The sequence below is a fragment of the Mesorhizobium sp. M7A.F.Ca.CA.001.08.2.1 genome (assembly GCF_003998455.1).
Classification (GTDB): Bacteria; Pseudomonadota; Alphaproteobacteria; order Rhizobiales; family Rhizobiaceae; genus Mesorhizobium; species Mesorhizobium ciceri.
The window spans coordinates 1-556 of the sequence record NZ_RZPW01001422.1 but is presented as its reverse complement, the minus strand read 5'-3'; the positions used below and the strand labels follow the sequence as shown (position 1 = coordinate 556).

General features: G+C 61.7%; 1 protein-coding gene. It reads right to left on the bottom strand.

All coding sequences use genetic code 11. The features are described from left to right. Positions 1 to 556: type VI secretion protein IcmF/TssM N-terminal domain-containing protein (locus tag EN914_RS37765; RefSeq protein ID WP_281034713.1), on the bottom strand; the 556-nt coding region annotated here is incomplete at both ends.

Below are 556 nucleotides of genomic sequence, written 5' to 3'. Positions count from 1 at the left end.
CTTCATACCGGCTTTCGCCGAACATTGCCTCGACCAGCACCTGTATCGGTTCGGACAGGCTTGCCAGTTGGGCGGGAAAGCGGAAAATCTCGGCACGGGCGGCGAGTTTGTCCTCATCTTCCAGCCGCGGCACCAGCCTCCGCTCAAGTTCCGTCGCCAGCGCGGAAATTTCCCGTTCAATGGTCTTCGCATCGACACGCGCTTCCAGCGCGAAGGTGGTCCCCCATACCTGCTCGCGCGAAGCCGTGGACAAGCCGCCGAAGAAAGCCTCGAAACCCTTGATCAGATCGGCCTTGGTCAGCATCAGATAGACCGGAAGGCGGATTTCGAGCCGGTCGTTGAGTTCGGCCAACCGGCGGCGGATCTTGCGGCCGTGCGCCTTGATGGCTTCATCGCCCTCCCAAAGCACGTCGATCGAAAGCGCGACGATTACGCCATTCAGCGCGCGGCGTCCGCGGTGCTTTTTCAACAGGTCGAGGAAGCCCAGCCATTCAACCGCGTCCACATCGGGCTGGCTCTCCTGCTGGACATAACGGCCGGCGGTGTCGATCAGAAC